We start from the raw sequence: 25,009 nt of genomic DNA, 5'->3' as shown, positions 1-25,009 counted from the left end.
TTTTTTATGACTATGAGAAAAATATTTCCAGATTATTTATTGATTACCTTAAAAGGTATAGCTATGGGAGCTGCCGATGTTGTTCCTGGAGTTTCAGGAGGAACAATTGCATTTATTTCAGGTATTTATCAAGAGTTAATTGACAGTATAAATAAAATTAACATTGGTACACTTAAGACTCTAAAAAACAATGGTTTTAAAGCAGCTTGGGGATCCGTAAACGGCAATTTTTTGTTAGCTTTATTATCCGGAATTGCAATTAGTGTTTTAACTTTTTCAAAGATTATTACCCATCTTTTAGAAACACAACCTATTTTAGTTTGGTCATTCTTCTTCGGATTAGTAATTGCAAGTATTGTTTTCATTTGGAAAGAAATAACGCATTGGCATTTAAAAGGAATAATAGCGTTATTAATAGGAACTATTTTATCTTATTACATTACAATTGCTGAGCCAACAAGCTCACCAGATAGTTATCCATATTTATTTTTATCTGGTTTTTTAGCGATAATTGCAATGATTTTGCCAGGTGTTTCAGGAGCATTTATCTTACTGTTAATGGGGTCTTATCAAACTGTTATTGGAACAATTAACCAATTACGTGAAGGTTTGACACAAATGAATACCGATTTGTTATTGCAAGCATTTACAAAATTAGCTGTATTTGCTGGAGGTGCTATTTTAGGTTTAAAGCTTTTCTCGAGAGTATTAACTTGGATGTTTGCACATCATAAGAATACAACTTTGGCAATGTTAATTGGTTTTATGATAGGATCTTTAAATAAAATATGGCCTTGGAAAGAAGTCTTAGAAACAAGAGTAAACAGCCATGGAGAAACAGTTCCTTTTATAGAGCGAAGTATTTTACCAATTGAGTTTGTTGGCGAGCCTAAAATTTTTGGTGCAATTATTATGGCATTAATTGGATTTTTCTTAATTTTTGGACTCGAAAAATTAGCTTTTAAATTAGGTAAAACCAATTCGTAATGGGGAAAAATAAAAAACATAAAAAGCAGATAAAATATGGGTTAGTGGGTAGAAATATTTCGTACTCATTTTCTAGAAAGTATTTTAATGAAAAGTTTTCTCTTTTACATTTTGATAATTGCGAATATTTAAATTTTGATATTCAAACTATTAAAGAGTTTCCTAATGTTATTAGTGAAACAAAAGGTTTAAAAGGAATGAATGTTACTATTCCGTATAAAGAAGAAATTATTCCTTATTTAGATGGACTTTCAAAAACTGCTCGAAAAATTGGTGCAGTTAATACCATTTCTATATCGAAAAAAAAGCAACTAAAAGGACACAATACTGATCATTATGGTTTTAAAAAAGCATTGGTTCCACTTTTAGAAAATCATCATAAAAAAGCATTGATATTAGGAACTGGTGGTGCTAGTAAAGCAATTGCTTATGCTCTAAGAAAATTAAAAATTGAATTTGATTTTGTGTCTAGAAACCCAACAGAATATGAGTTTTCTTATGAAGAATTAAATGCTGAGGTTTTTAATGATTACCAAATTATTATTAATACAACTCCACTAGGAACACATCCCAATATTGAATCTTGTCCTCCTTTAGATTATGATTTATTTACTAATAAGCACATTGCTTTCGATTTAGTTTATAATCCAGAAGAAACAACTTTTATGAAGCAAGCTAAAGAAAATGGTGCTAAGGTTCAAAACGGATATGAAATGCTAGTTTTTCAAGCTGAGAAAGCGTGGAAAATTTGGAATAAATAATTATAAACCGCGTTGTCTTTTTGCTTCAAAAAGTAAAATTGCAGCTGCTACCGAAACATTCATTGAATCAATTTCACCTTGCATTGGAATAACAATGTTTTGAGTACTTTCTGTTCTCCAAATTTCTGTTAAACCTGTTGCTTCAGTTCCTACAACAAGTGCTGTGGGTTGTGTATAATCTTCAACATGATACGAATTCGAATTTTGAAGCGTAGCGCTGTAAAAGTTAATGTTATTTTCTTTTAAAAATTGTACCACTTCTTCAGATGTTCCAGTTGCAATTTGTCTCGTAAACAAACAACCGACACTCGAACGCACAATGTTAGGATTGTATAAATCGGTTTTTGGATTTGCAATAATAACAGCATCAATATTGGCAGCATCAGCAGTTCTTAAAATAGCACCTAGATTACCAGGTTTTTCAATTGCTTCTGCAACAAGAATTAACGGATTTTTAGAAAGCTTTAATTCGGATAAATTTAATTTTTTGTTTTAGCCACAGCCAATAAACCTTCAGTAGTATCACGATAAGCTAGTTTTTGATAGACTTCTTTTGAAATTTTTATAACGTTTAGATGTTTAGTAGTTAATTCGCTTAGTTGATTTTCAGAAATAATTTCGGGTAAAAATAAAATAGTTTCAATTTCATAACCGCCTTTTAAAGCCAATTCTATTTCGCGTTTTCCTTCAATTAAAAATTTTCCTTCTTGTTTACGAACTTTGGCTTTTTCTTGAAGTTGAACTAATGATTTGATAAACGAATTTTGAACCGATTCTATTTTTTTCATATTGAAAATTTATGCAAAGATACTTTTAATTATTTATTCTTTACACTTGAAAATAACATTCTAAAAGTAGTGAAATTTAGAGGAAACTCTAAAAATACATGAGCGAGGCTTAATAAATACAACCATTTTAATCCTAAATTGTAATTGTAGATATAAAGAGCTACAGAAATTATCCAAATGGTAATAATTGCAATCATTTTTAATTTCGTTGTTTTATGCTACTGAATAATAGATGTTTTAGAAAACCAATTTAAATAATGATAAGTGTAAGCAAAAGCGATAAATCGCATAATTTGGATACCAATTGTAGAGGTAAAAACAGTATTTGAATTGTCTGAAAAAAAGTTAATTAAAGTTTGATTGATCTTTTCAAATGAATGATAATTTTCTTGAAGTTTTAAATTAGTAATGAAATTGAATTCTGAATGAACTGGTAAGAAGATTAATGAAATTGCACATAATATAAAAGCGACAAGAGAAATTTTAGCCCATAAACTTTTAGTTTTTAGAGCACCAATTAAGATGAATAATCCTGTAAAAATAAAAACGTGAATTAAACTTGGTAAGAAAATAGAAAACACAATTTCAGTTTTTTATTGGACTAAAACAAATAATAAAATACTGATTATTAAACTGATTATGTAACCTATAAATTTACTTTTTTTAGTTTCATAAAATTGCATTACAAATGCTGAAAAGAATGCAAATGCTATAAAAACAGGTAGAAAACTGCGACCATAATTTCGTAATGGACTAAAAACTATAAGTCCAATGAATAATAGAATTGCTATTAAAAGCCAATAATCATTTTTGCTTGTAGTGTAATAGTTTTTTTGATGTAACCAATTAATTTCTGTTAGATAATGTAATGGTCCCAAGAAAGCATAAACTAACAGAAATAATTCGAATGGAATAAAAAAAGCTAACAAAGCTGATAACGACATCAAAAAAATATTTAGTTTATCGATTTTTATATTTGTTAGCATTATAAAATTCCTCTTGCTTTAATTTCTAAATATTTATTGATAGTATCTAAAGTTAAATTTTCGGGTTGTGTTAAAACAGAATAAATACCATATTTCTTTAATTCGTTTACAATAAGACGTTTTTCGAAAGCAAACTTTTCAGCAATAACTTTATCATAGACTTCCTGAATATTGGTAGCTTTCTTCTGGATTAGGTCGTTTAATTCAGTATTATTGAAAAAAACAACTACCAACAAGTGACTTTTAGCAATTCCTTTTAAATAAGGAAGTTGTCGGTGTAAACCATCGAGCGTTTCAAAATTAGTGTACAAAATAATTAAACTACGTTGGTTAATATGTTTTTTTACATCAACATACAATCGGCTAAAATCACTTTCAAAGAAATCGGTTTTTATGTTGTACAAATTTTCCATGATTTGTTGCATTTGACTCAAACGTTTTTCTGCAACAATTCTGTTTTCAACTTTCTTAGAAAAAGCAAACATTCCGGCTTTATCGCCTTTTTTCAAGATTACATTCGATAAAACTAAAGTAGCATTAATGGCATAATCTAATAAACTTAAACCGTTAAAAGGCATTTTCATAACACGACCTTTATCGATTACCATATACACATTTTGAGATTTCTCATCTTGGTATTGCTTCACCATTAACTGATTTTTTTAGCGGTAGCTTTCCAGTTAATAGTTCTTAAATCGTCGCCTTGAACATATTCTTTAATTTGTTCAAATTCCATAGTATGACCAATTCTTCTTATCTTTTTTAATCCGTATTGAAATAAATGGTTTGAAAACGCCATTAAATCATGCTTTCTTAATTGTACATAAGAAGGGTAGGTAGGAACCATTTTTTGATCTTCATATACAAACCGACGGCTTATTAATCGTAATGGTGAAGCTGCATAAACGTTTAGTTTTCCAAAAAGATACTCCCCACGTTCTGTTGGTCTTAAAAAGTATTTAAAAGAATCTTTTTCATTAGCATTAACTTTTCGTTTTACTTCAAAATCTCTTTTTTGAAACTGAAAAGGAATTTCATCAATTACTTTTACCCAAACCGGAAATGAATATTTATTTTGTAAATAGATGGTTACATCATTTTCATCACCATTTGATAATTTTTCGGGTGTATTTCGTATTCCTGTTACAGCGTTTTTTGAGCTAAAAAGTAAAATAACATCAATTACTGTAAAGGTTAAAAGTACAAACAATAAATACCAACTTGCACTATAAAACATAGGGAAAAAGAATGCCAATAGGAATAAGAAGATAATTCCCATAAGGCAGTAAAAGAAAAAGTTGTTTAGGTATAATTGTTTGAAAAAGTTCTTCATCAATAATTTAATTTTTATCTCGGAATTTCAACAGCATCCACTATTTGTTTGATGATTTCAGTACTACTAATACCTTCCATTTCGCGTTCTGGAGTTACCACTACACGGTGTTGTAAAACTGGAATTGCGGCTTGTTTAATATCATCTGGCGTTACAAAATCGCGTGCTTTTAACGCAGCAAAACCTTTAGCAGCATTCAAAATTGCAATTGAAGCACGCGGAGAAGCACCTAAATATAAAAAGGCATTTTCACGAGTATTTATAACAATTTTAGCAATGTATTCTACTAAATTTGGTTCTATGATGATTTGTTTTACGAGTTTTTGGAACTCAATAATGTTACTTTGAGAAATAATAGAAATAATGTTTTCAAATTTATCACGACTTTGTAATTCGTTCTCTTTTTGAATAATATCAATTTCTTGCTGAAGGTTTGGATAGCCAACATTAATTTTAAATAAAAATCGGTCTAATTGTGCTTCAGGTAATCTGTAAGTTCCTTCTTGTTCAATAGGATTTTGTGTAGCAATTACTAAAAAGGCTGTTCTAATTTATAAGTAGTACCATCAGCAGTAATTTGTCTTTCTTCCATTACTTCAAAAAGTGCAGCTTGTGTTTTAGCTGGCGCACGATTTATTTCATCAATTAATACAAAATTTGAGAAAATAGGACCTTTTTTGAATTCGAAAGTAGATTTTGATAAATCAAAAACTGATGTTCCAATGATATCTGAAGGCATTAAATCTGGAGTAAATTGAATTCGACTGAAATCTAAGTCCAAAGTTTTTGCTAATAATTTTGCGGTTATGGTTTTAGCAACTCCAGGAACTCCTTCTAATAAAACATGACCATTTGCTAAAATAGAAACCAATAATTGGTCAATCATTTCGTGCTGGCCTACAATTACTTTTGCTATTTCGTCTTTTAATTTATCTACACTTTCTTGTAAAGGCTGTAAATTTATTCTAGATTGAAAGTTTACACTTTCTTGCTGTTCGTTTTGTTCAAATGTATTTTCCATTACGAATAAAATTTTTCTATTAAATTGTTTAACTCAATTACATCTGTTTCGGTAGCAGAAGATTGAGTTCTTAATTGTTTTATAAGTTGAACTAATTTTTCGATGTCCTGTAAATTCTTACCACTTTTTTGTTGTAATCGCTTGCAAAACGTTTCGTCTAAATTAAAAGTATCTAAATAATAATCGTTTCTTACTTTTTCAAGGAAGAAAATAATTTTTTTATCAATGATATTCAAATAATCTTTTTCCTGATAATAAAGGTTACCAATGGTTTTGGTGAACTCGATAGTGGTGTTTTTAAGTGGTGTAATAATTGGAATTACGCGTTGTTTTCTTTTAGCATTAAAAATCATGAAAACAATTAAAGCATAAATAGCAAGTAGCCAAGCCGATTTTAACGCAGGTTGACTGAACCAAAAGCGTAATGGTGATTGTTCTAATCCGTCACTTTCGTAGCGTTTTATTTTCCAAAACACTTCATTTTCATTTGGTAAATTACTTAAAACATCAGCAGCATAAGACTGATTTTCTTTTAATAAATAATAATTTGTAAAGGCAATAGGTTGGCAATGAAGGTAGAAATTTCCTTTCCCGTAAGGGATTTTTATAAAATTACTTTGAACTTTACCATTGCTTCTTTTTTGAGTTCCTAAAACTTTTGAAGTACTATCAATTTCAGTAAAATATGATGCGTTTATTCCTTTATTAAAGTAGAACGAATTTTTCTTTTGTTTGAACTCGACATTCATTTGAAGCGAATCGGTAAAAGAATTATCATATTCCATTTTAAAATGTAAAGTATCAGCAAAAATAGAAGGGAAGTCACTAGAACTTAAAAAGATATTATTGCCATGTTCTGCAAAATATAAAAGCTCTTCAACAGATTCTTCATCGATGTCGAAGTTTCCATTGATGTATAAAAAGTTTCCTTTTATAGAGTAAGTAGTATCAATATAACTGTATTTTGAATCAAAAAATTCATATGGACTTTTGCCAAATTGAGTGACTTTTTGTGGTTTAAAAAAAGCATCTGATTCGTTATTGAAAACATATAAACCAAATGGAATTTTATCTTTAATAGAAAAAGTTGGTGTCCAATCTATAGGTTTAGGTCGGTTGGCATCAATCATGATTATACCAATCAAGATGACAATTAAAATTCCGATATATACTTTTAAACTTCTAGACATGCGTTATTTAATGTTTTTGATAAAAGCATTTTGCGCTTTTGAAAAATCTTCTTCATTTAATTCAAACTCACCATACCAACTGTATTCGTAGATATAAGACAAAAAGCGAAATTCTTTCTTAAGTTCGCTATTTGAAATTTCTCTTAAATAATCGCTATTTGTTTTTTCGATATCCCATTCAATGATGTTTTTATCAGACAATGTTTTTAGTAACCATAAATAGTAATAACGAACCGCAACACGATAATCTTTTTGTGATGTAGCATTTTTAATAATGGTATTAAAATCGATAGTGTGAATGTTTTCTTCCACATTTTCGGTAACCAATATTTTTTTAGCCGATTTTCCAAAAATCCATCGTCCTTCTTTTTTAAGAATAATGCGAACTATTAAATAAATAACAAGTCCAATTATGGCAAAAGCTACTATTTTGAAAACAATTTCTAATCCATTTAAAGCTCCGCCAGTATCAGCAAAACTAAAAAGGTCGCCAAGTTTTCTCCACACGGCAGCCCAAAATCTTTCCCAAGCCGAGAGATCAGTTTTAGTAACGGTTTCATATTGAAAATCGCTTCCTTTGTATTTGTCTTGAAAGTTTTCTTCAAATTTTCGTTGTAAATAAACAATAGAATCGTTGCTTTTTACAGCAAAAACTGAAAAAGGAGTTAGTATCGATAGAAGTAAAGTTGAACGTTTATTCTTCATTTGAACCAATGCTTTCTATTTCATTATTAACAGAAATATTTTCGTCAGCTTCTTTAATGCTGTAATAAATAATACCTTGATTAATTAATATTAAATTCTGTAATGTGTAATTGAATAATATGGATATAGCCATTAGCACAGTTACAAATATCATGATAAATCCAAATGTTTCTTGAGTATTAGTTTCATTTAAATCTGGATTTGTAAACATAGTCATTAATCCAAAAATATAAGGAATAAATGTAATTAGCGTTAATATTATTTGTACAATAACATACATAATTGCGGTTGAACCAATTATAGGCCAAAACTTCTTGCCGATTATTTCATAACCTTTAAAAAGAGCATCAAAATAACCTGAATTAGTATTTATATAGTGATAATAACTTTGCGCAATCCAACTAGAAACAGCTGGAATTAAAATGAATAATAATGGAAAACCAATGATAACCATTATGAGTAAAAAAGTTATGAAAAACAAGATCATAAAAACCGGAATCAGTACAAAAATTGAAATGATAAAAAACAAGATGGAACGTCCTGCTTTTAATTTTAATCGGTCAATAATTTCTTTAGTTGTAGGAGTTTTTCCTTCTTCTAATATTTTTAAATAAATTACTGGAAATGTATAATTGATTACACTTACCAAAATAATTGCAAAGAACATTAGAAATCCTAATCCGATGAACAAACCTAAATTAGAAAACATTTGTTCTACAAAAAAGTTAGGATTTTCATTGTTTTGAATTGCAGAAAACATGCCTTCAAAAAATATTTTAACAAAAAGAGAAATTAGAACAACAAGAATAAGTAATAAACCTCCATTTATAGTGAAATAACTTTTAAAATAATTTTTTCCTTCAATTTTAAAAAAGCTGATAGTATCACTAATAAATTGGCTAAAATCTCTTTTTTTATAAAGTTGAAACATTTGTTTTTAATTTTTTATGAACAATAAATGGATAAACTAAATAATAAAAACTTATAATTGATAAAGTTATAAGTATAATTGCTACACTCAAAAATGTAGGCATTGCTTTTGAAAATCGGGTTATATAACCTTCTAAAAATCCGGCAGCAAATGTAAAAGGCATCGTACTGATAAAGATTTTGAAACTTTCTTTAAAGCCAATTTTAAAAGAATTCATTCTCGATAGTGTTTTAGGAAACAGTATACTAGCTCCTAAAATAAAACCAGCTGCAGCTTCAATAACCATAGCAAAAATTTCCATAGAACCATGTATCCAAATGCCACGAACACTTTCCCAAAAAACACCTTCTTGATAAAAGAAATATTGGAACGAACCTAACATGATGCAATTGTTAAACATGGAATAAAAAGTTCCGATTCCTACTAAAATTCCTGAGAAATAAGAAAATGTACCAACTTTCAGGTTATTTATAGTAATGCCAATAAAACTTGCCCAATCGCTACTACTTTTGTAAACCGCAACAGGATCTCCTTCTTTAATGTTTTCCAATGTCAAGTTTACATATTGATCGCCAAGAATTACTCTAACAAAACTTTCATCGTTTTGTGCTGAAACAACACCAATAAGAGTAAGCAATGTAAAGGCAATAAAAGCATATAGAATGTAACGACGATATTGATAAACTAATAAAGGAACCTCGGTTTTAAAAAAATATTTTAAACGATTAGTTTCAGTTCTCTTCGTTTTATAAATTTTTTGATAAGTTTGGGAGCCAAGATGATTTAAGTAAACAGTTGTTTTACTTTTTGGATAATAAGTTTGTGCATACGACAAGTCATTCATTAAATGAATGTATAAACTGGCCAAATCATCAGGATTTTTTTTAGTTTTGCCATAAATAGCTTGTTCAAATTCAAGCCATTTTTCCTTATTTTGTTTAATAAAAGCAACTTCTCTCATGGAATTGCTAAAATAGAAATTAAGATGCAATTAGCAATCAATACAACCCAAAATGTTACATTAAATTTTCAAGTAGCCTCTGTTGGTGATAGAATTTTAGCGCAAGTTATCGATACCTTAATTCGTTTGGCTTATGTTTTTGTCATAAACTTATCTGGAGTTCTAGATTTTTTACCTTCAAATGACGGTTGGGAAGTTATGGCTGTGGAAATTGTGGTATATTCTCCTATTTTAATTTACTCACTTGTTTTAGAAAGTTTATGGGAAGGACAAACATTTGGTAAAAAGCTAATGAAGATAAAGGTTATCAAAATTGACGGTTATCAAGCTTCTTTTGTAGATTATTTAATTAGATGGATGTTTAGAATTATCGAATTTAATATTGCTATTATAGGTTTGTTAGCTTTAATTTTTAGTAAAACCAATCAAAGACTAGGCGATATGGCTGCAGGAACAGCGGTTATTTCTTTAAAAAATAATATCAATATTAATCATACCATTTTGCAAGAAGTAAATAATGACTATGTTCCAACGTATCCTTTGGTTATAAAATTATCAGATAACGATGTGCGCATTGTAAAAGAAACCTTTGAAACAGCTGTTGCTACGAGAGATTATGCAACTTTAATAAAACTTCGTGAGAAAGTGATTCAGGTTACAGGAATAAAAAATGTTTCGGGTAACGATCAAGATTTTATTAGAACTCTTTTAAAAGATTACAATTTTTATACTCAAAATATGTAATTAATGCGTTAAATATAAATAGCCTGTTAGCGCATTAGGATATTTTTCATCGTTTAAATGTAATACATAAAAATAAGTACCATCTGGAGCTAGTTTAGTTCCAATTCCTTCTTCAATATATCCGTTCCAATCTGGTTTAGAATTATTTCCAGTCCAAATTAATCTTCCCCAGCGGTTGTAAATTTCGAGTTTATAATCTACAAAAATATCATGTAATCCTTCAATAAAAAACGTTTCATTAATTCCGTCATTATCAGCAGAAACAGCGTTGTAAATAATTGGTGGACAGTTCTCTGTAAGTAATTGAAAAGAAGTTATAGTGTAGCAGCCTAAATCATTTTCTACTCTTACAAAAATTTCCTTAGGAGTAGTTTGTGCTTCATAATTATTAGTATTCAGTATTTCATTTATGTCTTGTTCCGCTTCATCTTGAGTTTCATGAAAAGAAACAATTTGCGCTTCATTTGTTTTGACTAAAAGTTCATATTCCGAAAAATCAAAAATTCCTCTTGTAAAACCAAGATTACAACTTAATAAATTTTCAAGAGAATTTACATTTGGCGAAAGCCACTGCATGATTTCAAAAGTACTACTATTGTTAGTTTCATTTATTTCAGTTACAGCTAAATTATAATCTACTATTGCAATTAAATCGAAAATTTCAGTAGTTGAAGCAGGTAAATTAATTAAAATACTACCAGATTCATTACCTCCAATAGGAATTTCGTTTACTGTAGAAGCCGTAGTTATGAGTTGATTGTCAATGTAGAATCCAATTTGTGTATTGGCGGGTAAAACTTCAGTACTATTTACATTAAACACTGTATAATCTACTAAAATGTTACCAGAATTACAGCTTGTAGTATAATTGTTTATTTCAATTGTAGCATCAGGTAATTGACTATTTAATTTAGTAATAATTGTATTTAACATTACATAATCTTGACCCGATTCAAGCGAAACCGATGCTGAAGCTGTGCCTGGAACAATATAGTTTTCAATGGAATAGACGTCTAAATCCATATTGTATAAAACAGATGAGTTCGTTTCTGTATTAGTGCCATTAAAAGCATTATAAGAAGGATTCAAACTATTACTTAAAGTATTAGTAATACCATTTGCACTAAACTTTAGACTTTCTAAATGTTGAATACCGCGATCACCTTCCCAAGCCACAAAACCTATTTTGGCTCCTGTATTACTAATCAAATAGAGATTGTTTAAATCAATCGTTTTTGAATCTAAAATTCCTAATGGACGATTGGGAGATAAGGTTTCTAAACCTTGATAAATATTAATTTGATTTAGCGTTAAACTTGGATTTTCATAAATTACTAAAATAGACCAACCAGCAAAATGGGTTCCATTATGCCAATATTGAGGAATTAAATAATTTAAGTCCAATTCGGATAAAGTATAAGTTCCATTTCCTGTAGTTTGAACGAAAGCGGTAATGTCTTTATATGCACTGAAATAATTTAGACTATCAGCAGTTCCTACCGTATTGTATAAAATATCAGCAGTAAAATCAACATTATTTAATTTTATATCGATATCTCCAGTTCCCATTCCTGCCCAATATAAATAAGCTGCAACAACATTGTCATTTGGTTGTAATGTTAAAGTGGAAGAGGATGTGCGGTAGAGAAAAGATGGCGAGTAACTTGTATTTTCTGATGGATTCAATGTGTTTCCTACAAATGTAAAATCATATCTACCATTCCATTGCGAAAATAAAGTTACATCTTGCCCAATTATAATTTGGAATGTAAATAAGCAGAAAAAGTAAATGAGTAGGTTAATTTTTTTTCGCATAATGCAATAATTGTCAGTACCAAGATAGTAAATAAAATAATATTTTAAGATTTTCGTTTTACTACTCAGTTTATTATTAGTAATTTGCGGCATTAATTCTACTCATTTGAAAAAATATACTGTAGTAAAATATTCTTCCCTACACTATACTATTTGGAACAAATTTGTTTCCCAATCTAAAAATGCTACCTTTTTGTTTCATCGCGATTTTATGGAATATCACAGTAATCGTTTTGAAGATTATTCCCTATTAATTTTTGATGATAAAGAAAATGTATGTGCAATTTTACCTGCAAATAGAGTAGAAAATAATGTTTATTCACATCAAGGATTAACTTATGGTGGATTAGTTTTAACTCAAAAAACGAAACTTGTAGAAGCGATTTCAATTTTTAGAGAAATTCTATCATTTTTAAAACTGAATGGAATTGAAAATCTAGACGTTAAAGTTCTCCCTTCAATTTATAATGATTCTCCCGCAGATGAGTTAGAATATTTAGCTTTTTTATGTGAAGCAAAATTGAAGAGACGAGATTCGTTATCAGTTATAAATTTAGAGTATAAAAAAAACTATTCGACAGATAGAAAACAAGCCATAAAAAAAGGAATTAAAAATGATTTATTAATAAAAGAAGTTGAGAGTTTTGAAGAATTTTGGAACCAAATTTTAATTTCTAATTTATTGCAGAAACATCAAACTAAACCAGTTCATAGCCTACAAGAAATTACCCAATTGAAGAATAAATTTCCAAAAAACATTCGCCAGTTTAATGTTTATAAGGATTCAAAAATTGTAGCAGGGACAACTATTTTTGAGACAAAAAATGTTGCACATTCTCAATATATTTCAGGAAACAGTGAAAAGAATAAACTAGGAAGTTTAGATATTCTCCATGATTTTTTAATAACAGAGGTTTTTGCCGTTAAAAAATATTTTGATTTTGGTATTTCAAATGAAAATGAAGGTAAAAACATTAACGAAGGGCTGTCTTATTGGAAAGAAAGTTTTGGAGCCAGAACAATTGTGCAAAGTTTTTACCAATTTGAAACGAAAAGTTTTGAGAAATTAAATTCGGTTTTTATATGATAAAGTTTCTCGATTTACATAAAATTAATAAGCCATTTGAGACCGACTTTCAATTAAAATTTCAGCAATTTTTAGATAAAGGTTGGTATATTTTGGGTAATGAAGTACAACAATTCGAAGCTGATTTTGCAAGTTTTTGCAATTCAAAATATTGTGTTGGTGTTGGTAACGGACTTGATGCTTTAGTTTTAATATTTAAAGCTTACATCGAATTAGGATATCTTCAAAAAGGAGATGAGGTTATTGTTCCAGCAAATACTTATATCGCTTCTATTTTAGCGGTTTTACAAGCCGATTTAATTCCTGTTTTAGTTGAACCAAAATTAGAAACTTATAACATCAATCCCGATTTAATTGAAGCTAAAATAACTTCTAATACTAAGGCAATTTTACCAGTTCATTTGTACGGACAAATTTGTGAAATGGATATAATAATTGAAATTGCTCTCAAACACAATTTATTAATAGTGGAAGATGCTGCTCAAGCTCATGGAGCTAGTTATAGTTTTCAGTCGCAGTCACAGTTTACAGATAAAAATCTTTCAACTAATGAATTGTCAGTTCGAGCGGATTCGAGAACTCAAGCGTTTAGCTTTTATCCTGGAAAAAATTTAGGTTGTTTAGGCGATGGTGGTGCAGTAGTTACAAATGATTTGCAATTAGCAGAAACCATTAAAAAGCTTAGAAATTATGGTTCTGAAAAGAAATATTATAATGAATTGCAAGGTGTAAATTCAAGATTAGATGAATTACAAGCCGCATTTTTAAATATAAAACTTCCGTTTTTAATAAAAGAAAACAACACAAGAAGAAATATAGCAAAACGCTTTTTAAACGAAATAAACAATCCAAAAATTGTTTTACCATTTTGGGACGGAACTCATAATCATGTATTTCATTTATTTGTTATTCGAACAGAAAATAGAGACGAATTAAAAAGTTATTTAAGTTCGAAAGGAATTGAAACTATGATTCATTATCCAATTCCGCCTCATAAGCAAAGAGCAATGAAAGATTGGAATCATTTGTCTTTTCCCATAACTGAGAAAATTCACAATGAAGTGTTAAGTTTGCCATTAAATGGAGTTTTGACTGATGATGAGGTTTCAAAAATTATTAAAGTTTTGAACGGATGGACATCTTAATTAAATCGTTTAATCGTCCATATTATCTCGATAGATGTTTGTTTAGTATTGAAAAACATGCTAAAAATTCATTTGAAAGAATTGTTGTGTTAGATGATGGAACTCCACAGCAATATTTAGACAAAATTCAAGAAAAATATCCTCAAGTTGAAATTATTAAATCAGATTTATACGATAAGAAGAGTTCTAATTTAACCGAAAGTTATAACGGAGAAATTCCAATAGATTTTTGGGTTAAATCGGCAGAAAAATTAAGTAATTATTTTTTGTTAATTGAAGATGATTTTTGGTTTACAGAAGATTTAGACTTGGTAGTATTAGAAAAAGAAACAATTAAAGATAATTTAGTTTTCTTGAAGCTTTTTTGGTTAGGAAATTCTAAATTAACTTCTTCAAATATTATTGAAAGTAGAACACTTTATAATATTATAAAGCCTAAATTATTTACTTCAAATCCGTTTTTGTACAAAAAAATATTTAAAACCTATGGTTTTAGATTTAACGATTTAATGAAGTTTTTAGGTTTATACACAACAGAAAGAAATTTAGCCTATTATCACATTTATTCGGTTGCAGGCTCTATTTTTAAAAAAGATTATTTTGTTTCACTTTGGAAAAAAAACAACGGAAAAGTTAATGAAGGTTTGCAAATTCAAAATGCGTTAGAATATTTAAAATCAAATTCAAATAGTAAAATTGCACATTCAAAAAAAGAGTATTTTCAAACCGGATTTTCAACTGCGGCAACTTTAACTCATAAAAAATATGAAGGAATAAATCTTGATATTTTTGAAGTCAACAAATTTTTAAATGAAGCTTGGTTTAATAATAAATTTGATGTTGCTTTGAGTTTACCAAAAGACATTTTAGAAACTGAAATTGAACAAATATTAAATAACGCTGACAAAACTGGAAATCTAACTTCTGAATGGAAAAAATGGCATTTTAATTTCAAAAATCAATATATAAAGTTAGGTTGTAAAACAGAATGAGCCAACAAAGTTTTCATAGAACCATTTTTAAAAGTACTGGACTTTTTGGTGTGTCAAAAGTAATAGCTATGCTATTACGAGTAATAGTAAATAAAGTTGCGGCTATCTTTATAGGCGTTGCTGGTGTTGGTACTGTTGGATATATTGAAAACATCTTAAATTTAAAACAAAGTATTATTAGTTTAGGAGTTACTCAAAGCAGTGTAAGGGAAGTTGCAGTTTTAAATGAAAGCGAAAAAGAGCAAAGGTTGTTGCAAATTTTGTATAAATGGGCTTGGATTTCAGGACTAGCAGGTTTAATAATTTGTACTGTTTTTGCAAAACAATTAAGTCAGGCTGTTTTTAATACATCAAATTATTGGCAGTGGTTTTTAGCTTTAAGTTTTTATTTTTTATTTTCATCAATTTCGTCTATTCGACTTGCAGTTTTAACAGGAAAACGAAAAATAAAAAGCGTAGTTATTTATCAAATTGTTTTAGCTGTTTTTTCTGCAGTAATAACAGTTGGTTTATATTATTTTTTCTATGAAAAAGGTATTATTCCTTCATTTATAGCTACAGCTTTTATTGGTTTTTTGTTGAGTTTGTATTTTACTAGAAATATAAAAGTTTTACAAGAAAAAATTCCATATAAAGTGTTTTTTACTGAATTAAAACCTGTTATTGTTTTAGGTTTGTTACTTTCAATAAATGGGATTTTTGGACAATTATGTTATTATGGAATCCGATGGTTTTTAAATCGTGAGTCCAATGAAATTTTAGGGATTTATCAAGTCAGTAATACGTTTTTAGTTAGTTATTTAGGGCTTGTTTTTGTAGCGATGTCTAAAGATTTTTATCCGAGATTAACAAACTTTGAGTCTGATAAGAAAAGCTTTAATAATTTGGTTAATGATCAAACCGAAACAGCACTTTTTATTATAGTTCCTGCAGTTTTGATATTATATATCTTAGCTCCAATTTTAATTCCAATTTTATATACTAAAGACTTTTTACCTGTTTTAGAAATTTTACATATTGGACTGTTGTCAGTTGTCTTAAAAGGGATTGCGTGGTCAATAGGTTATATTGCTTTAGCGAAAGGAAACAAGAAAATGTATTTTAAACAAAATATTTTAGGTGATGCGTTAAATATTCTATTTTCTATAATATTATATCATTATTTAGATCTTTTCGGTTTGGGAATTTCAATTACTTTAATGTTTTTAATTTCTAGCGTTTATACATATTGGGGTGTTTCCACAACTTATGGATTCAAATTTAGAGCCAATACTTTAAAAGTAATTTTTGTTTCGTTAGCAATTAGTATTATGGGAATTATAGGAATTTACTTTAAAAGCTTTTCGGTTTATAATCCTATTTTAATTACAACTTTGTTATTTTCTTTACTTTATTCTTATGTTCAGCTAAAAAAGCGTTTATAAACTTTTAAAAAATGTTTTCAATTTTAGAAGTTGAAGTTTTAATGTAATATCAAAATTCAAATTTCGAAAAGTAACACCAGATAAATAATTAATTCTTTTGAGTAAAGCTTTATGTTCTTGTTTGGTTTTATTCAGCTTAAAAGCGTTTTTTAAAATTAAATAACTCGAATTATTTAGTTTTCTAGTTTTTCGGTTTAATTTTTTATAAAAATGACTAGTTAAGTTGGTTTTAGTTTCTCTTTTTTGAACTAAAATTTTTGGTATATATTCAAAATCAAAAATACGAGAAGCTTTTACCCAAATGTCTAAATCTTCATAAGCCAATTTTTCATTGTAAAACCCTATCGTATCAAAAACCTTTTTTTTCACCATAGAACTTACCGAACAAATCTTTGCGCTTCTACTAATTACCATTTTATAAATATCGCCACTTTGCGGAAAATCTTCTTCCGTATAATAATTAGTTATGAAGTTGTTGTTTTCATCAATTATAGAAACGTTTCCATAAACAATTCCTAAATTTTTATACGTTGAATTTTTAAAAGTTTCAATTTGAGTTGCTACACAATCTTTTAATAAAATATCATCGGTAGCTAAATCAATAATGTATTCACCTTTTGAAAATTTGACAGCTTTGTTAAAAGAAGTGGTATTACCTAAATTTCGGTTATTAGAAATAAATGTTATAGTTGGATGTTTTAACAACCATTTTTCAATTACTTTTTTTGAATTATCAGTGCTGCAATCATCTATAATTATAAGTTCGATATTTGTATATGACTGATTTATAACCGACTCTAAAGATTCTTCTACATATTTTTCGTGGTTATAACATAAACAAATAACAGATACTAAAGGAGAGTGTTGCATAAAGTACAAACAGAGTTGTTATATTTGTTGCTAAAATAAGTAAACATTTGTGAGCGACCAAAAGCCGAAAAATAAAATTCTATTAGTGGGTTATCATTTAGCCGGTGGAGGACTTGAACGTTCTATGGCTAATATATCAATAATGCTTAACTCAAAGGAGAATTATGAAGTTCACTTAGTTGTTTTAGAAGACAACATAGAATATGACTATAACGGAAGCTTACTAAATTTAGGAACTTTAGGAAAATCATTTTGGAGTAAAAAAGTAAAAAAATATTATTTACTTAAAAAACATATTGAATTAAATGAGTTCGATTACATAATTGATTTCAGATATAGATTAAATGTATTTGCTGAATTTGTTTTTACAAGATGGATTTATAGAAACTCAAAAGTAATTTATAGAGTAGCAAGTTCAAACTTAGAAACGTATTTCACAAAGAATAGAAAGATAGCACGATTCTTATATAAAAACGCCTATAAAATTGTTGGAGTTTCTAGTTATATTACTCAAATGATAAAGCATGAATATAGCTTTAAAAACGCAATAACTATTAACAATGGAATAGATTTTGAAAAAATTGAGCAATTAAACAATGAACCTTTAGAACTCAATTTTGATTATATTATTGCAGTAGGAACTTTTAGAAAAATAAAGCAGTTTGATAAACTAATTCATTCGTATTTAAAATCAAATTTATCTAAAAAGAATATAAAATTAGTATTATTAGGAAATGGAGAAGAAGAAGCAAATTTAATACAAATAGTAAAAGAAAATAAGGCACAAGAGAAAGTTGTTTTTATGAATTACCAAAGCAATCCGTTTAATTATATAAAAAAAGCAAAATTTTTAGTTCTTTGTAGTTTGTATGAAGGTTTTCCTAATGTTCTATTAGAATCATTGGCATGTAAAACTCCAGTTGTGAGTTTTGATTTATTATCTGGAACAAAGGAGATTGTCAACCATGAAGAAAATGGGTTGTTATTAGAAAATCAAAACTTTGAAGCTCTAACTCAAGAAATGAATAGATTTATTGAAGATGAAAAGTTATACCAAAAGTGTAAATCTAATACGTTTGAAAGTATCCAAAAATTTTCATTTGAAAATATCAGAGAAAATTGGGTAAATTTGATAAATTAAAATATCAAAATGGAAATAGGAAAATTAATAGATATACCAAAAATAGAAGAGCGTAGAGGAAACTTATCTGTAATTGAAAAAGATTTAGTTCCGTTTGATATAAAGCGCGTTTATTATTTGTATGATGTTCCTGCTGGAGCTGAACGTGGCGGTCATGCGCATAAAAAACTCCAACAATTTTTAGTGGCACTTTCAGGTAGTTTTGATGTTGTTTTGCACACTGGAGCTAAAACAGAAACAATTACGCTAAGCAAACCTTTTCAAGGACTTTTAATAGAAAACGAAACTTGGCGTGAATTGAAAAATTTTTCTTCAGGAGCTGTCTGTTTAGTTGTTGCTTCTGAAGTTTTTGAAGAAGAAGATTATATTAGAGATTTTGACGAATTTCGCTCTTGGAAAAATCAATGATAAACAGTAAAATCTATTCCTTTACTTCGTAACCAATGTTTTAATTTTAATAAACTACGTAAAATAAAAGGTGGAAGTTTTAATAGTAATCGAGTTTTAAACGGAATTTCTGTTGTTACATCTTTTAAATACGCATTCGATTTTTTAATCGCACCTAAAACTCTAAAATTTAAAGCATATTCTATTCTGTATAAATCTAAAAAGGATTTTAAACTTGGATTTTTGCTTTCAAATTTAGCAAACTGACTAAAGTCAAAAAGTTTCTTTTTGGTAATTGGAGTTTTAGACAAATGATTATTGGTTGAAAAATCATATTGCATCGTAACCTTATCGGTAATTGCAACAGGAAAATGAATTGCGATTTTTGTAAAAAGCTCTGTGTCTTGTCCACTTGAAACTTCAGTGTTAAAATTATACTTTTCTAGAATAGATTTAGGAATGCTAACCGCAGAAGTTAGTCCAACTCTATAATGCAAACTCGCTCTAAAATAATCGGGGATAACACCTCTAAAATCATTTTTGAGTTCCGGTAAATAATCAATAGGAATTATTTTGTTGTTGGAAATTTTCATGGCGTACCGACTGCAATACATGCCACAACAAGGAAAATCATTGTAAAGTTGAAATATTTCTTCCAAATGATTGTTTTTCCAAATGTCATCAGCATCTAAAAAAGCTATTAACTCGCCACTTGCTTTTTCAATTCCAAAATTTCGAGCCGCTGCTGCACCTTTGTTTTCTTGGTGAAACAAAAGAATCCTTTTATCTTTAAAACTCTCAACAATAGCAACCGAATCGTCAGTTGATCCGTCATTAGCAATGATGATCTCAAAATCTGAAAAAGTTTGATTAATGACAGATTCAAGTGTTTTTCTTACGATAGAACCTTTATTGTAAAGCGGTATGACAATGGAAATTTTCGGCATTTAAGAAATTTTAAAAAAATATAAAAGTTTATATAAGTCAAAAAGCAATAAATTTGGATTTTTAGAAGTCAAATTAGATTTAATTTTCTTTAAAAGAAAATATGAAAGTTTCTTAAATATAGGTTTTAAAAAGATGCTTTTGTTGTAAGTTGAACTTATTTGTGTTGAACCTTTTGGTAAAATTCTATTATTTTCAAGTTGTTTTAAGTTTTGAAGAGCTTCTTCAGTTTTTAAAATAAATTTCTCTGAAGTTTCAAGATTTATATGGTAAACATAATTATCAATATGTTTTACACTTTTGTTATGTCTTTTTAACCAAATAGCTAATTCTAAATCTTCATAACCATACATAGTAATACTTTCATTAAATAAAGGATTTCTTAATTTCTCTTTATTTATTAAAATGTTTGATGTTAGTAAATGTCTAAATGGTTCCTGAAGTCTTTTTTCAAGAGTAATTGCTTCTCTTTTTATCCCATATTTCCATCTTAAGACAGCATCATTATTTGGTTTTATATTTTCATTATAAGAAATTCCACCATAAACAAACTCTAAATTTTCTGAAATTTCATTTATGTATTTTGTAATAAAATCTGATTTTTTTGGAATAACATCACAATCTAAAATCAATAAAAATTATATTTAGATTTTTTAATTAATAAATTCCTGTTTCTACTTCTACCTAAATTTTCTATATTTCTATTAAATGAACAATTTCCCAAATTATTAATTTCTGAATTCTCATTTAAAAAAAGTGAACCTGCATCGTCTTGAACAAGTATTTCATAAACGACATTACTGATGTCTAATTGTTGCTTTAATTCCTTAACAAGAGGTAAAGTATTGTAATTGTAAGTAGGAATTAAAATAGATAACATGTTTAAACTGTTCTTTGAACTACTTCAAAAACTTTTCCTTCGTCAAACTTTAAAGTTTTTGAAGGATATTTTAATAACAAAGCATAATCATGAGTTGCCATCACGATTGTTTTACCATTTGCATTAATTTTGCGTAAAACTTCCATAATTTCAACACTTGTTTGTGGGTCCAAATTTCCTGTAGGTTCATCGGCTAAGATTAATTCTGGGTCGTTTAAAAGTGCACGTGCAATAGCAATACGTTGTTGTTCTCCACCAGAAAGTTGATGCGGCATTTTGGTTTGGTAGTTTTTCATCCCAACTTTATCCAAAACTTCATCAATTTTTACATTCATTTCTTCTTTAGCTGTCCAACCAGTTGCTTTTAAAACAAAAAGTAAATTCTCTTTCACATTTCTATCAGGGAGTAATTTAAAATCTTGAAAAACAACACCTAATTTTCTTCTTAAATATGGAATGTCTTTTTCTTTTAAAGACCCTAAATCATAATCAACAATGGTTCCTTCACCTTCGGTTAAAGGTAAATCAGCATACAACGTTTTCAAAAAGCTACTTTTACCAGCTCCCGTTTTTCCTATTAAGTAAATAAACTCTCCTCTGTTAACTTCTAAATTAACATTGGTTAAAACAGGATTCTTTTCTTGATAAATATTTACAGCTTTTAACGATAAAATTGTTGATGACATAATAAATGGAATATGTTGTAAAAGTAATAACTAAATTTTCCTTCACAAAATTTATTTTTCCAAGTATTATTAAATAAAAAGTGAATTGTAAGGTTAATAAACTTGTTTAAAAATATTACAATATTATGTTAAGTATCTTCGTTATTAGAAGAAGTAAACCTTATCTTTGAAGACACTAAAAAAAGAACTTAACATGATAAAAGCATTCAAATTATCCTTGTTTTTACTTTCAGCTAGTCCGGTAGTTGTTTATGCACAACAAACCTCAATATACACACACGATTTAAAAGAGTTTGAAAAAGCCGAAGCGCTTTATAAAGACAAGCAATATCAATCAGCACAAATTATTTTCGATAAGGTAAAAGCTTCAACAAATAATAATGAAGTAAAAGCAGATTGTGCTTATTATATTGCAAATTGTGCTATCCGTTTAAATCAATTTGGAGCCGATGCTATGGTAGAACAATTTGTAGAAGACTATCCTACAAGTCCAAAACAAAACCAAGCTTATATTGAAGTTGCGCATTATTATTTCGATCAAGGAAATTATCCTAAATCTATTGAATGGTTCGATAAAGCAAGTACTTCTTCTATGTCACAAGCCGATTTAGAACGCTATAATTTCCAAAAAGGATATGCTTATTTTACCATTAAGAATACAAAAGAATCAAAAAAATATTTAAATAAAGTTGTTAACTCTCAAACTTACGGAAGTCAGGCAAAATATTATTTAGGTTATATGTCTTACGAGACGGATGATTATAATAGTGCTAACCAATATTTTGATCAAGTTTCTGACCAAGATAAGTACAAAGAAAAAATGGGCTATTTTCAAGCTGATATGAACTTTAAGCTTGGAAATTTTCAAAAAGCTATCGATTTAGGTTTGGCACAATTGCCAAAGTCTAATGCAGTTGAAAAAAGTGAATTGTCTAAAATTATTGGAGAAAGTTATTTTAATTTAAAACAGTACGATAAAGCGTTACCTTATTTACTTGATTATAGAGGAAAAAAAGGAAAATGGAATAACACTGATTTTTACCAATTAGGTTATACGTATTATAAAAATGGAGATTATGAAAATGCTATAAGTCAGTTTAATAAAATTATTAACGGACAAGATAGCGTGGCTCAAAATGCTTATTATCATTTAGCAGAATGTTATTTAAAAACAGATCGTAAACAAGAAGCGTTAAACGCATTTAAAACTGCTTCAGAAATGGAGTTCGATTTAAAAATTCAAGAAGATGCGTTTTTAAATTATGCAAAGTTGAGTTACGAATTAGGAAATCCATACCAATCGGTTCCTGAAGTGTTAAATGCTTATTTAGCGAAATATCCAAATACAGCTTATAAACAAGAAATCAATAATTTATTAATTAGTTCTTATATCACGTCAAAAAACTACACAGAAGCTTTAGCTTTATTAGAAAAAAATAAAACTGCCGAAAATCGCTTGGCCTACCAAAAAGTAGCTTTTTATAGAGGTTTAGAGTTATATACTGATGGCGATTATCAAGGAGCTTACAATTTATTTAAAAAATCAATTTCAGAAAATAAAGATCAAAAATTCACGGCTCGTGCTACATTTTGGAAAGCTGAAACCGAATACAATTTAGAACAATACAACGAAGCTATGTTGAGTTTTAAACAATTTATGGGTTATAATGAAGCGGCTTCAACTCCTGAATTTGCAAATGTGAATTACAATTTAGCATATTCTTATTTCAAATTGAAAGAATATGATAATGCAATTAAACATTTTACCGACTTTTTAGCAACCGTTAAAAATGATAATGTTCGTAAAACGGATGCTTATTTACGTTTAGGAGATTGTAATTTTATTTCGGCTAAATATTGGCCAGCAATGGATGCTTATAACAAAGCAATCGACATGAACGGAGCGCATAGTGATTATGCGGCGTTCCAAAAAGGAATTAGCTACGGATTTGTAGGTAAAAACGATAGAAAAATTGAAGATTTAGAAGCATTTGCTAAAAAATATCCAAATTCTCAATATGCTGATGATGCTTTATATGAATTAGGAAATACGTACACTAATGAAAATAACGAATCTAAAGCAATTGCTACTTACGATAAGTTAATTGCTAATTATTCAAGTAGTTCATATAAATCGAAATCAATTTTAAAACAAGGTTTAATTTATTACAACAATAACAAAAGCGAGCCTGCTTTAGTGAAATTCAAAAAAGTGGCTGCCGATTTCCCTAATTCACCAGAAGCATTACAAGCGGTTGCGACAGCGCGTTTAATTTATGTTGATAATGGTCGTATCGATGAATATACAGAATGGGTTAAAACATTAAGTTATGTTGAGGTTTCAAATGCCGATTTAGATAATACAACTTACGAATCTGCAGAGAAACAATATTTAATGAATAATACAAAGCAAGCAATTTCTGGATTTAGTAGTTATGTAGCTAAATTTCCAAATGGGTTACATGCTTTAAAAGCAAATTTCTATTTAGCTCAATTATATTTTGCCGATGGTTTAGAAAGTAATTCAGTTAAACATTATGATTTTGTTATAAATCAAGCTCGTAATGAGTTTACAGAACAAGCTTTGGCTCGTTTATGTCAAGTACATTTAAAAGCGAAAGATTATCAAAGTGCAATTCCAGTTTTAAAACGATTAGAAACAGAAGCTGAGTTTCCTCAAAACATAACTTATGCGCAATCTAATTTAATGAAAGCATATTACGAAAAAGAAGATTATGCAAATGCGGTAGTTTATGCTGATAAAGTTTTGGCAAATAATAAAGTAGACGATAGAATTAAGAGTGATGCTCAAATTATCGTAGCGCGTTCGGCAATGAAAACGGGTAACGAACCAAAAGCGCGTCAAGCTTATGCCGATTTATTAAAAATTGCCAAAGGAGAATTAGCAGCTGAAGCTTTATTTTACGATGCGTATTTCAAAAATAAAGATGGAAAATTTGAAGATTCTAATAAAATAGTTCAAAAAATAGCCAAAGATTATTCGGGTTATAAATACTACGGAGCAAAAGGGTTAGTGGTTATGGCTAAAAACTTCTACGGACTAAAAGATAGTTTCCAAGCAACTTACATTTTAGAAAGTGTTATTAAAAACTTTACTGATTATCCGGATGTTGTAGAAGAAGCAAAAGCCGAATTAGAGAAAATTAAAGCCGAAGAAGCAAAAACTAATTCATCAATTACAAATTAATTGTCACACTGAGCTTGTCGAA

General features: G+C 28.6%; 23 protein-coding genes and 3 pseudogenes. 10 read left to right on the top strand and 16 right to left on the bottom strand.

Going from position 1 to position 25,009, the window contains the following annotated elements; all coding sequences use genetic code 11:
• Positions 1 to 12 precede the first annotated feature (12 nt).
• The gene (locus GCU34_RS06185) at positions 13 to 987 is read left to right on the top strand and encodes a DUF368 domain-containing protein (protein ID WP_072784776.1); all 975 of its coding nucleotides are present in this window, start codon (positions 13 to 15) and stop codon (positions 985 to 987) included.
• Positions 987 to 1,748: a shikimate dehydrogenase family protein gene (locus GCU34_RS06180; RefSeq protein WP_072784774.1), complete on the top strand. Its 762-nt coding sequence runs from the start codon at positions 987 to 989 to the stop codon at positions 1,746 to 1,748. Before GCU34_RS06185 ends, GCU34_RS06180 begins: the two co-directional genes overlap by 1 nt.
• On the opposite strand, the pseudogene GCU34_RS06175 reads toward GCU34_RS06180, so the two are convergent.
• The 10 genes and pseudogenes from GCU34_RS06175 to GCU34_RS06135 form a co-directional block, all read right to left on the bottom strand.
• A pseudogene (locus GCU34_RS06175) lies at positions 1,749 to 2,536 on the bottom strand (TrmH family RNA methyltransferase).
• Positions 2,537 to 2,565: 29 nt separating this feature from the next.
• Positions 2,566 to 2,733 carry a hypothetical protein gene (locus tag GCU34_RS13635; protein WP_178138358.1) on the bottom strand — a complete coding sequence of 56 codons (168 nt, stop codon included), beginning with the start codon at positions 2,731 to 2,733 and terminating at the stop codon, positions 2,566 to 2,568.
• Between the two features lie 21 nt (positions 2,734 to 2,754).
• The gene (locus GCU34_RS06170; RefSeq protein ID WP_072784770.1) at positions 2,755 to 3,117 is read right to left on the bottom strand and encodes a hypothetical protein; all 363 of its coding nucleotides are present in this window, start codon (positions 3,115 to 3,117) and stop codon (positions 2,755 to 2,757) included.
• Positions 3,118 to 3,129: 12 nt separating this feature from the next.
• Entirely contained in the window at positions 3,130 to 3,480 is a 351-nt protein-coding gene (locus tag GCU34_RS06165; RefSeq protein WP_143146226.1) for a hypothetical protein, read from the bottom strand.
• 41 nt (positions 3,481 to 3,521) lie between these two features.
• Positions 3,522 to 4,855: pseudogene (locus GCU34_RS06160) on the bottom strand (DUF58 domain-containing protein).
• 14 nt (positions 4,856 to 4,869) lie between these two features.
• Positions 4,870 to 5,876, bottom strand: a pseudogene (locus GCU34_RS06155) (AAA family ATPase).
• On the bottom strand, positions 5,876 to 7,066 hold the full coding sequence (locus GCU34_RS06150) for a DUF4350 domain-containing protein (RefSeq protein WP_072784762.1): 1,191 nt from the start codon (positions 7,064 to 7,066) through the stop codon (positions 5,876 to 5,878). The pseudogene GCU34_RS06155 and the gene GCU34_RS06150 overlap by 1 nt, the downstream one beginning before the upstream one ends.
• Before the next feature lie 3 nt (positions 7,067 to 7,069).
• Positions 7,070 to 7,771, bottom strand: a complete 702-nt coding sequence (locus GCU34_RS06145) for a DUF4129 domain-containing protein (RefSeq protein ID WP_072784760.1) — start codon at positions 7,769 to 7,771, stop codon at positions 7,070 to 7,072.
• Complete coding sequence (locus tag GCU34_RS06140) at positions 7,761 to 8,702, bottom strand: hypothetical protein (protein WP_072784758.1); 942 nt, start codon at positions 8,700 to 8,702, stop codon at positions 7,761 to 7,763. The genes GCU34_RS06145 and GCU34_RS06140 overlap by 11 nt, the downstream gene beginning before the upstream one ends.
• Positions 8,686 to 9,663 carry a stage II sporulation protein M gene (locus tag GCU34_RS06135; RefSeq protein WP_072784756.1) on the bottom strand — a complete coding sequence of 326 codons (978 nt, stop codon included), beginning with the start codon at positions 9,661 to 9,663 and terminating at the stop codon, positions 8,686 to 8,688. The genes GCU34_RS06140 and GCU34_RS06135 overlap by 17 nt, the downstream gene beginning before the upstream one ends.
• Before the next feature lie 24 nt (positions 9,664 to 9,687).
• Between GCU34_RS06135 and GCU34_RS06130 the strand changes: the two genes are divergently transcribed.
• Positions 9,688 to 10,407 (top strand): RDD family protein, encoded by a 720-nt coding sequence (locus GCU34_RS06130; RefSeq protein ID WP_072785109.1) that lies wholly within the window; start codon positions 9,688 to 9,690, stop codon positions 10,405 to 10,407.
• Here GCU34_RS06130 and GCU34_RS06125 read toward each other — a convergent pair whose 3' ends face one another.
• On the bottom strand, positions 10,408 to 12,222 hold the full coding sequence (locus GCU34_RS06125) for a T9SS type B sorting domain-containing protein (protein ID WP_072784754.1): 1,815 nt from the start codon (positions 12,220 to 12,222) through the stop codon (positions 10,408 to 10,410).
• Positions 12,223 to 12,328: 106 nt separating this feature from the next.
• Here GCU34_RS06125 and GCU34_RS06120 point away from each other — a divergent pair, with 106 nt between their 5' ends.
• The 4 genes from GCU34_RS06120 to GCU34_RS06105 are packed head-to-tail and all read left to right on the top strand — an operon-like array spanning position 12,329 to position 16,870.
• Entirely contained in the window at positions 12,329 to 13,309 is a 981-nt protein-coding gene (locus tag GCU34_RS06120; RefSeq protein WP_072784752.1) for a GNAT family N-acetyltransferase, read from the top strand.
• On the top strand, positions 13,306 to 14,454 hold the full coding sequence (locus GCU34_RS06115) for a DegT/DnrJ/EryC1/StrS family aminotransferase (RefSeq protein ID WP_072784751.1): 1,149 nt from the start codon (positions 13,306 to 13,308) through the stop codon (positions 14,452 to 14,454). Before GCU34_RS06120 ends, GCU34_RS06115 begins: the two co-directional genes overlap by 4 nt.
• Positions 14,442 to 15,446 carry a glycosyltransferase family 2 protein gene (locus GCU34_RS06110; RefSeq protein ID WP_072784749.1) on the top strand — a complete coding sequence of 335 codons (1,005 nt, stop codon included), beginning with the start codon at positions 14,442 to 14,444 and terminating at the stop codon, positions 15,444 to 15,446. Before GCU34_RS06115 ends, GCU34_RS06110 begins: the two co-directional genes overlap by 13 nt.
• Positions 15,443 to 16,870: an oligosaccharide flippase family protein gene (locus tag GCU34_RS06105; RefSeq protein ID WP_072784747.1), complete on the top strand. Its 1,428-nt coding sequence runs from the start codon at positions 15,443 to 15,445 to the stop codon at positions 16,868 to 16,870. The genes GCU34_RS06110 and GCU34_RS06105 overlap by 4 nt, the downstream gene beginning before the upstream one ends.
• On the opposite strand, the gene GCU34_RS06100 is transcribed toward GCU34_RS06105, so the two are convergent.
• Positions 16,865 to 17,740, bottom strand: a complete 876-nt coding sequence (locus GCU34_RS06100) for a glycosyltransferase family 2 protein (RefSeq protein ID WP_072784746.1) — start codon at positions 17,738 to 17,740, stop codon at positions 16,865 to 16,867. The two genes, GCU34_RS06105 and GCU34_RS06100, sit on opposite strands and share 6 nt — an antisense overlap.
• Before the next feature lie 49 nt (positions 17,741 to 17,789).
• Between GCU34_RS06100 and GCU34_RS06095 the strand changes: the two genes are divergently transcribed.
• Both GCU34_RS06095 and GCU34_RS06090 read left to right on the top strand, forming a co-directional pair.
• Positions 17,790 to 18,881, top strand: a complete 1,092-nt coding sequence (locus GCU34_RS06095) for a glycosyltransferase (protein WP_072784743.1) — start codon at positions 17,790 to 17,792, stop codon at positions 18,879 to 18,881.
• A 9-nt stretch (positions 18,882 to 18,890) separates the two neighbouring features.
• Complete coding sequence (locus tag GCU34_RS06090) at positions 18,891 to 19,289, top strand: sugar 3,4-ketoisomerase (protein ID WP_072784731.1); 399 nt, start codon at positions 18,891 to 18,893, stop codon at positions 19,287 to 19,289.
• Here GCU34_RS06090 and GCU34_RS06085 read toward each other — a convergent pair.
• The 4 genes from GCU34_RS06085 to GCU34_RS06070 are packed head-to-tail and all read right to left on the bottom strand — an operon-like array spanning position 19,283 to position 21,779.
• Positions 19,283 to 20,215: a glycosyltransferase family 2 protein gene (locus tag GCU34_RS06085; protein ID WP_072784730.1), complete on the bottom strand. Its 933-nt coding sequence runs from the start codon at positions 20,213 to 20,215 to the stop codon at positions 19,283 to 19,285. The genes GCU34_RS06090 and GCU34_RS06085 overlap by 7 nt on opposite strands.
• Entirely contained in the window at positions 20,216 to 20,845 is a 630-nt protein-coding gene (locus GCU34_RS06080; RefSeq protein ID WP_152378384.1) for a hypothetical protein, read from the bottom strand.
• Positions 20,842 to 21,093, bottom strand: a complete 252-nt coding sequence (locus GCU34_RS06075) for a glycosyltransferase family 2 protein (RefSeq protein WP_152378383.1) — start codon at positions 21,091 to 21,093, stop codon at positions 20,842 to 20,844. The genes GCU34_RS06080 and GCU34_RS06075 overlap by 4 nt, the downstream gene beginning before the upstream one ends.
• Positions 21,094 to 21,095: 2 nt before the next feature.
• Positions 21,096 to 21,779: a cell division ATP-binding protein FtsE gene (locus GCU34_RS06070; protein WP_072784726.1), complete on the bottom strand. Its 684-nt coding sequence runs from the start codon at positions 21,777 to 21,779 to the stop codon at positions 21,096 to 21,098.
• A 193-nt stretch (positions 21,780 to 21,972) separates the two neighbouring features.
• Here GCU34_RS06070 and GCU34_RS06065 point away from each other — a divergent pair, with 193 nt between their 5' ends.
• Entirely contained in the window at positions 21,973 to 24,987 is a 3,015-nt protein-coding gene (locus GCU34_RS06065) for a tetratricopeptide repeat protein (RefSeq protein WP_072784724.1), read from the top strand.
• Positions 24,988 to 25,009 lie beyond the last annotated feature (22 nt).

This window comes from Flavobacterium haoranii, assembly GCF_009363055.1.
Taxonomy (GTDB): Bacteria; Bacteroidota; Bacteroidia; order Flavobacteriales; family Flavobacteriaceae; genus Flavobacterium; species Flavobacterium haoranii.
The sequence above is the reverse complement of the archived record's forward strand: the minus strand, read 5'-3'. Positions and strand labels throughout refer to the sequence as shown.

What these genes read in the sequence shown, in the direction of transcription:
- GCU34_RS06185 (WP_072784776.1), top strand. Translation starts at nt 13, where the DNA reads ATGAGAAAAATATTTCCAGATTATTTATTGATTACCTTAAAAGGTATA.
- GCU34_RS06180 (WP_072784774.1), top strand. Translation starts at nt 987, where the DNA reads ATGGGGAAAAATAAAAAACATAAAAAGCAGATAAAATATGGGTTAGTG.
- GCU34_RS13635 (WP_178138358.1), bottom strand. Translation starts at nt 2,733, where the DNA reads ATGATTGCAATTATTACCATTTGGATAATTTCTGTAGCTCTTTATATC.
- GCU34_RS06165 (WP_143146226.1), bottom strand. Translation starts at nt 3,480, where the DNA reads ATGTCGTTATCAGCTTTGTTAGCTTTTTTTATTCCATTCGAATTATTT.
- GCU34_RS06150 (WP_072784762.1), bottom strand. Translation starts at nt 7,066, where the DNA reads ATGTCTAGAAGTTTAAAAGTATATATCGGAATTTTAATTGTCATCTTG.
- GCU34_RS06145 (WP_072784760.1), bottom strand. Translation starts at nt 7,771, where the DNA reads ATGAAGAATAAACGTTCAACTTTACTTCTATCGATACTAACTCCTTTT.
- GCU34_RS06140 (WP_072784758.1), bottom strand. Translation starts at nt 8,702, where the DNA reads ATGTTTCAACTTTATAAAAAAAGAGATTTTAGCCAATTTATTAGTGAT.
- GCU34_RS06135 (WP_072784756.1), bottom strand. Translation starts at nt 9,663, where the DNA reads ATGAGAGAAGTTGCTTTTATTAAACAAAATAAGGAAAAATGGCTTGAA.
- GCU34_RS06130 (WP_072785109.1), top strand. Translation starts at nt 9,688, where the DNA reads ATGCAATTAGCAATCAATACAACCCAAAATGTTACATTAAATTTTCAA.
- GCU34_RS06125 (WP_072784754.1), bottom strand. Translation starts at nt 12,222, where the DNA reads ATGCGAAAAAAAATTAACCTACTCATTTACTTTTTCTGCTTATTTACA.
- GCU34_RS06115 (WP_072784751.1), top strand. Translation starts at nt 13,306, where the DNA reads ATGATAAAGTTTCTCGATTTACATAAAATTAATAAGCCATTTGAGACC.
- GCU34_RS06110 (WP_072784749.1), top strand. Translation starts at nt 14,442, where the DNA reads ATGGACATCTTAATTAAATCGTTTAATCGTCCATATTATCTCGATAGA.
- GCU34_RS06105 (WP_072784747.1), top strand. Translation starts at nt 15,443, where the DNA reads ATGAGCCAACAAAGTTTTCATAGAACCATTTTTAAAAGTACTGGACTT.
- GCU34_RS06100 (WP_072784746.1), bottom strand. Translation starts at nt 17,740, where the DNA reads ATGCAACACTCTCCTTTAGTATCTGTTATTTGTTTATGTTATAACCAC.
- GCU34_RS06090 (WP_072784731.1), top strand. Translation starts at nt 18,891, where the DNA reads ATGGAAATAGGAAAATTAATAGATATACCAAAAATAGAAGAGCGTAGA.
- GCU34_RS06085 (WP_072784730.1), bottom strand. Translation starts at nt 20,215, where the DNA reads ATGCCGAAAATTTCCATTGTCATACCGCTTTACAATAAAGGTTCTATC.
- GCU34_RS06075 (WP_152378383.1), bottom strand. Translation starts at nt 21,093, where the DNA reads ATGTTATCTATTTTAATTCCTACTTACAATTACAATACTTTACCTCTT.
- GCU34_RS06070 (WP_072784726.1), bottom strand. Translation starts at nt 21,779, where the DNA reads ATGTCATCAACAATTTTATCGTTAAAAGCTGTAAATATTTATCAAGAA.
- GCU34_RS06065 (WP_072784724.1), top strand. Translation starts at nt 21,973, where the DNA reads ATGATAAAAGCATTCAAATTATCCTTGTTTTTACTTTCAGCTAGTCCG.